This window comes from Cognatilysobacter segetis (assembly GCF_004359965.1).
In the GTDB taxonomy this organism is placed as follows: domain Bacteria; phylum Pseudomonadota; class Gammaproteobacteria; order Xanthomonadales; family Xanthomonadaceae; genus Cognatilysobacter; species Cognatilysobacter segetis.
The window spans coordinates 1-5,602 of sequence record NZ_SMRQ01000099.1 but is presented as its reverse complement, the minus strand read 5'-3'; the positions used below and the strand labels follow the sequence as shown (position 1 = coordinate 5,602).

Here is a 5,602-nt window from a genome sequence, read left to right as displayed (position 1 = left end):
CGCGCGCGGTGTCCGACGCGATGCGCAGGTGGCAGCACATCGCCAGTTCCAGCCCGCCGCCGAGCGCGAAGCCGTTGACCATCGCGATCACCGGCTTCGGGCTGCGCTCCACGCGACGCATCATCCGCTGGCCGCGCAACGAGAAGTCGCGGCCCTGCACGGGCGTCAAGGTGTTCATTTCCGCGATGTCGGCGCCGGCGACGAACGCCTTGGGGCCCGCGCCCGTCAGCACGATCGCGCGCACGCCGGGCGATGCGATCGCTTCGGCGAACGCGACGTCGAGTGCGTCGAGCGTGGCCGCGTTCAGCGCGTTGAGCTTGTCCGGCCGGTTGACGGTGATGATGCGGACGGCGTCGCGGTCGGCGACGGTCACCGGCGATGCGCTGCTGCTGTCGGTCATGAGGGGTCCGGGTGTGAAGGTGAAGAACGGCCGCTGGCCGGCGGAACTAAGCCGTGGACACGCGGTCACAGGGTCGGCGTCAGTGGCGGTTAAGCCCTGCCGCCAGTATCCTAGCGCGCCACTCGGGGCTGTCGACCGGTACGCGGCACAGGGGTTTTCAACGCCGTTGCGCACCTTCGCGCACCGAGCATCTCTACCGGAGGTTTCACCCGATGAAGTTTCGTCTGATGGCCGTCGCCGCGGCGGCTCTGGTTGTGTCCGCCGGCATGGCGTCCGCACAGGACACCACGTCCGAGAAGGGCAAGCTGAGCTACGCGCTCGGTTTCAAGACCGGTGTCGATGCCGCCGAGCTCGCCGATCGCGGCGAGCAGCTCGACATCAATTCGCTGATCAAGGGCGTGCAGGACGCCTATGCCAAGAAGCAGCCGGCGGTGCCGGTGGAGCAGTTGCAGAAGGCGCTGACCGACATGCAGGCGCGCCAGACCGCGAAGGCCAAGGCCGAGTGGGACAAGGCGTCCGCCGAGAACAAGACCAAGAGCGATACGTTCATCAACGGCAACAAGGCCAAGGCCGGCGTGAAGGTGCTCCCGAGCGGCGTGCAGTACCGCGTGCTCGAGAACGGCACCGGCGCCAAGCCGACGCCGGCCAGCACCGTGCAGCTGGAAGTCGCGGGTCCGTACCCGTGGGGCCAGCGTCCGCAGGAAGCCCGCCCGGCGCAGGCCATCCCGTCGATCAAGGTCAGCCAGATCGAGATGCCGGCGATGCGTGAAGTGATCCAGCAGATGCCGACCGGCTCGAAGTGGGAAGTCACGCTGCCGGCCGACAAGGCCTACGGCGCCGACCCGCGCACGGGCTTCCCGCCGAACGTGGCGGTGCAGTTCGAGATCAAGCTCGTCAGCACGAAGTAAGACGTCCGACATGCTGTTCCACGAACGCCGGCTCCGCGCCGGCGTTCGTGTTTCCGCGGGTCGCGCCTCTGCGAGAATGGACGCATGACCACCCTCTACCGCGCCGTATTGAGCCCGTGCATCGGCGTCTGCGAGATGCGCGACGACGGGCTGTGCGCGGGCTGCCTCCGCACGCTGGACGAGATCGCCCGCTGGGGCACGATGGGCGATGCCGACCGGCTGCGCCTGATGGAATCGGAGCTGCCGTCACGCGCCACGACGTCGGGCGATGACTGACGCGTTGCTCGATTCGCTCCGTCGCGCGGTGCATCCCATCGACGCACCGCCGCGCGCGGGCTGCTGGAACGTTGCGGAGATCGGCGACCTCGTCGACGTTACGGCGCTGCGCGAGGCCGCGGTACTGGTCGGCCTGGTGCCGCGCGGCGATGCGCTGCAGGTGCTGCTCACGCGTCGCAACGACGCGCTGCGCCGCCATGCGGGGCAGGTGAGCTTTCCGGGCGGTCGCGTGGATGCGGAGGACACGGACGCCGTGGCCGCGGCACTGCGCGAAACGCACGAGGAAGTCGGGATTCCGACGTCGCTCGTGCAGCCCATGGGTTACCTCGATCCGCTGGCGACGATCACCGGCTTCCGCGTACTGCCGGTCGTCGCGCTGGTCGATCCCGCCTACGTCGCACGCCCGGATCCCGTGGAAGTGGCGGCCGTGTTCGAAGTGCCGCTGGCGTTCCTGCTCGAGCCGTCCAACCGGGTCGAGCGCCGCTTCGTGCACGAGGGCCGCGACCGGCGCGTCTGGGAGTACCGTTATCCCGACCAGCGCATCTGGGGCGCAACCGCGTCGATGCTGCTCAACCTGCAAGAACGCCTGGAGGCGGTGCGATGACCTGGACCACGCTCGTCGATGCGGAGACGCTCATGAACGCGCTGCGTTCGCCGACGTCGTCGTCGCGCCCGCTGGCCGTCGTGGATGCGCGCGTCGACCTCGCCGATCGATCCGCCGGCGCGCGGCGCTTCGCGGAGGGCCACGTCCCCGGCGCGGCGCGCGTGGACCTCGAAACCGATTTGTCCGGCCCGCACTATCCCGGCGCCGGCCGGCATCCGTGGCCGTCGGACGACGCGTTCGCGGCCGTGCTCGGCCGCCTGGGCATCACGCCCGACCACCAGGTGGTGGTCTACGACGATGCCCAGGGCGCACTGGCCGCCGCCCGCCTGTGGTTCATGCTGCGCCTCTGGGGGCACGAGGCCGCGGCCGTCCTCGACGGCGGCTGGTCGGCCTGGCAGGCAGCGGGCGGTGCCGTCGAAACGGGCGAGTCACGCGTCGCCGATGCCGGCCCGTACGCCGGCGTGTTCGACGACACGCGCCTGCTGCAGACGGACGACGTCGTCGCCCTGCGCCCCGAGGACGGCGTCGTGGTGGATGCCCGCGCCGCCGAGCGCTACCGCGGTGACGTGGAGCCGCTCGACCGGAAGGCCGGCCACGTCCCGGGAGCGCTGAACCGGCCGTTCGCATCGAACCTGGACGGCGGCCGCTTCAAGTCGCCGTCGCGACTGCGGGCGGAGTTCGACGCGTTGCTCGACGGGCGTCCCGCGGCGTCACTCGTCGCGAGTTGCGGGTCGGGCGTCACCGCCTGCCACCATCTGCTCGCGCTGGAGCACGCCGGCCTACGCGGTGCGCGGCTCTACACCGGGTCGTGGAGCGGTTGGATCGAGGACGACGCGCGGCCCATCGCGACGGGCTGAGGTCGCCGGTCAGCGGCTCTTTCCGAGCCGTTCCAGCACGGCGCGCAGCGCCGCCTGCGTGTCGGCCGAATACCAGGCGTCGACGAAGCGATCGAGCGGGACGTGCTCCGGCGCGAGCGCCTCGACGGCATCGGCGCGTGCGACCGCGCGCGTCTGCAGCACCGGCTGGCGCGGCAACGCGGCGAGTCCCTGCAGCCAGGCGACGGCGCGTGCGGCGGTGTCGTCGATGCTGCCGATCTCGTCGACGAGGCCGATCGCATGCGCCTCGTCCGTGGTCGGCATCAAGCCACCGACCAGCAGGCGCTCCGCGCGATGCGGCCCGACGACCCGCCGCAGCAGGCGCTGGATGCCTTCCGGCGCGACCAGGCCGACCTGCGTCTCGTTGAGGCCGATGCGGAACGGCTTCGCGGGGTCCGGCGAACGTGCCATGACGCGGTAGTCGCAGCACAAGGCCAACACGCAGCCGCCGGCAGGTGCGTGGCCGGCCATGCCCGCCGCGATGGGCACGGGGCTGCCGACCAGCGCCCGCGCGGCGCCGAAGAACGCAGTCCACGCGTGCATCAGCGCCTCGCGATCACCGCCGAGCGACATGAGATAGGGCACGTCGAGCCCCGCGGAGAACACCGACGGGCCGCCCGTGAGCGCGATGCCGCGCGCACCGTCCGTCGTAGCGACCTGCACCGCAGTGACGATCGCGTGGCACAGCCCGGGATCCAGCGCGTTGACGGGCGCGCGCGCCAGCCGGATCTCGATGATGTCACCGTGCGCCTGCATTTCGACGTGGGCCATGCCGTCGCTCCGTCCGCAAACCCGCAGGTTAACCGGCAGCGTGGGGCCGCGGCGACTGGAGCCGCCCGCGACCTAGAATGGCGGGATGCGCATGTCGATCCGCCTGATGCCGCTCGTACTCCTCGCCGTCGCGACCGCGTCGACTGCGTCGCCCCGCGCGCGGTGTGCGCCGGTCGTCACCGACGCGTGGATCCGGATGACGCCGATGATGCCCATGGGCGCGGGCTTCTTTTCGCTTCGCAATCCCTGCCGCGCTGCCGTCGTGCTGACGGGCGTCCGATCGAATCGTTTTGGCGACACCTCGATGCACGTGACGCGCGTCGAGGGCGGGGTCAGCCGCATGCGTCCGTTGCCGCGCGTCGTCCTGCGTCCGGGCGAGCGTGCCGACTTCCGGCCCGGCGGGCGCCACCTCATGCTGATGGCGCCGGACACCACGGTGGCGCCGGGCTCGAAGGTGCGGATCGACCTGCTGCTGGGCGACGGCCGCCGGATTCCGGTCGACTTCGACGTCCGTACCGCCGCGCCGTAGTTCAGCGGCAGGCGGCGCGCACGCTGTCGGGCAGGGGCGCCGAGCGTCCGCTGTTGCGATCGATCCACACCATCACGACGTTGCCGTCGCAGTACAGCGTGCCGCCGTCCTTCGAGTCGACGATGCGATGGCCGATCGTCAGGCTGCTGCCGCCGATGCGCTCGACGAACAGCTCGATCACGACATCGCCCGGCCACTCGATCGGCCTGCGGTAGTTGAGGTTCGAGGCCGCGACGACGGGTGCCACGTCCTCGTCCATGCCCATGCCGGGCATCGCGAGCATCCAGCGCAGCCGTGCTTCCTCGAGGTAGCTGAGGTACTTCGAGTTGTTGACGTGGTTGAACGCGTCGAGATCGCGCCAGCGCACGGACAACGGCACCCGGATCAGTTCGCCCGGGCGCAGTTCCGCCTGGCGCGGGAACGGCGCGGTGGCGGGCGGCGTCGCGACAGCGGTCGAGTCCGGCGGCGACGGCGGTTCCGCGCTCGGCGCGTCGGCCTGCGATGGTTCGACGCTCGGCCGGTCGACCTTGTCGCGCCGCTCCCGCCTGTCGCGGCGCGCGGCCGGAGCGGCCGACGGCGCCACCTCGGTCGCGAGAGGTGCGTCGTCGACGGGCGCGTCGCCCCGGTCACCGGCGTCCTGCAGCGGATGCGGATCGAGCTTCTCGGCGACCGCATCGGGTGCGGACAGCGCAGCGTCCTGGACCGTCACGGTCCGGGACGTGATCGAAGCATCGCTGGCCGATACCGCTTCCGCGTCAGGCGCGCGCTTGGCGGGGGCGCGCTTGCGCGGCGCGCTGCGGCGACGCGATTTCTTGTCGGAGGGCGGGGGCGGCTGGTCGGTCATCGAGAGGCGGTCTTGCGCTTGCGGCCGGGCTTCGGCGCGGGCGCGACAGCTTGATCGCGTCGGAGCAGCGGCGCAAGGAAGCGGCCGGTATGCGACTGCGGCATCGCCGCGATTTCCTCGGGCGTGCCGCAGCCCAGGATGGTACCGCCGCGATGGCCGCCTTCGGGCCCGAGGTCGATCACCCAGTCCGCGGTCTTGATGACGTCAAGGTTGTGCTCGATCACCACGACCGTGTTGCCGTCGTCGCGCAGCCGGTGCAGCACACCGAGCAGCTGCTCGATGTCGGCGAAGTGCAGGCCCGTGGTCGGCTCGTCGAGGATGTACAGCGTGCGACCGGTGTCGCGACGCGAGAGCTCCTTCGACAGCTTCACGCGCTGCGCCTCGCCGCCCGACAG

At 71.1% G+C, this 5,602-nt stretch carries 7 protein-coding genes and 2 pseudogenes; 4 read left to right on the top strand and 5 right to left on the bottom strand.

The features are described from left to right. On the bottom strand, positions 1-400 hold a 400-nt coding region (locus tag E4F61_RS13855), incomplete at its 3' end, for an enoyl-CoA hydratase/isomerase family protein (protein ID WP_202909016.1). Between the two features lie 212 nt (positions 401-612). On the opposite strand from E4F61_RS13855, the gene E4F61_RS13850 reads away from it, so the two are divergent. The 3 genes and pseudogenes from E4F61_RS13850 to E4F61_RS13840 all read left to right on the top strand — a co-directional run bounded on the left by E4F61_RS13850 (position 613) and on the right by E4F61_RS13840 (position 3,045). Beyond that, positions 613-1,308, top strand: a complete 696-nt coding sequence (locus E4F61_RS13850) for an FKBP-type peptidyl-prolyl cis-trans isomerase N-terminal domain-containing protein (RefSeq protein ID WP_133480205.1) — start codon at positions 613-615, stop codon at positions 1,306-1,308. A gap of 84 nt (positions 1,309-1,392) precedes the next feature. Continuing rightward, a pseudogene (locus E4F61_RS13845) lies at positions 1,393-2,188 on the top strand (CoA pyrophosphatase). After that, complete coding sequence (locus E4F61_RS13840) at positions 2,185-3,045, top strand: sulfurtransferase (RefSeq protein WP_133480204.1); 861 nt, start codon at positions 2,185-2,187, stop codon at positions 3,043-3,045. Before E4F61_RS13845 ends, E4F61_RS13840 begins: the two are co-directional and overlap by 4 nt. Positions 3,046-3,054: 9 nt before the next feature. On the opposite strand, the gene E4F61_RS13835 is transcribed toward E4F61_RS13840, so the two are convergent. Next, positions 3,055-3,834, bottom strand: coding sequence for an enoyl-CoA hydratase/isomerase family protein (locus E4F61_RS13835; protein ID WP_133480203.1), 780 nt, complete (start codon positions 3,832-3,834; stop codon positions 3,055-3,057). 72 nt (positions 3,835-3,906) lie between these two features. After that, on the bottom strand, positions 3,907-4,050 hold the full coding sequence (locus E4F61_RS14965) for a hypothetical protein (protein WP_238382956.1): 144 nt from the start codon (positions 4,048-4,050) through the stop codon (positions 3,907-3,909). Between E4F61_RS14965 and E4F61_RS13830 the strand changes: the two genes are divergently transcribed. Next, positions 4,031-4,363, top strand: coding sequence for a copper chaperone PCu(A)C (locus E4F61_RS13830; protein WP_338016020.1), 333 nt, complete (start codon positions 4,031-4,033; stop codon positions 4,361-4,363). The two genes, E4F61_RS14965 and E4F61_RS13830, sit on opposite strands and share 20 nt — an antisense overlap. Before the next feature lies 1 nt (position 4,364). On the opposite strand, the gene E4F61_RS14960 is transcribed toward E4F61_RS13830, so the two are convergent. Continuing rightward, a complete protein-coding gene (locus E4F61_RS14960) occupies positions 4,365-4,766 on the bottom strand; it encodes an acyl-CoA thioesterase (protein ID WP_238382954.1) in 402 nt (133 codons plus the stop codon). Positions 4,767-5,118: 352 nt separating this feature from the next. Then, positions 5,119-5,602, bottom strand: a pseudogene (locus E4F61_RS13820) (excinuclease ABC subunit UvrA); the annotation flags it as partial.

What these genes read in the sequence shown, in the direction of transcription:
- E4F61_RS13850 (WP_133480205.1), top strand. Translation starts at nt 613, where the DNA reads ATGAAGTTTCGTCTGATGGCCGTCGCCGCGGCGGCTCTGGTTGTGTCC.
- E4F61_RS13840 (WP_133480204.1), top strand. Translation starts at nt 2,185, where the DNA reads ATGACCTGGACCACGCTCGTCGATGCGGAGACGCTCATGAACGCGCTG.
- E4F61_RS13835 (WP_133480203.1), bottom strand. Translation starts at nt 3,834, where the DNA reads ATGGCCCACGTCGAAATGCAGGCGCACGGTGACATCATCGAGATCCGG.
- E4F61_RS13830 (WP_338016020.1), top strand. Translation starts at nt 4,031, where the DNA reads ATGACGCCGATGATGCCCATGGGCGCGGGCTTCTTTTCGCTTCGCAAT.
- E4F61_RS14965 (WP_238382956.1), bottom strand. Translation starts at nt 4,050, where the DNA reads ATGGGCATCATCGGCGTCATCCGGATCCACGCGTCGGTGACGACCGGC.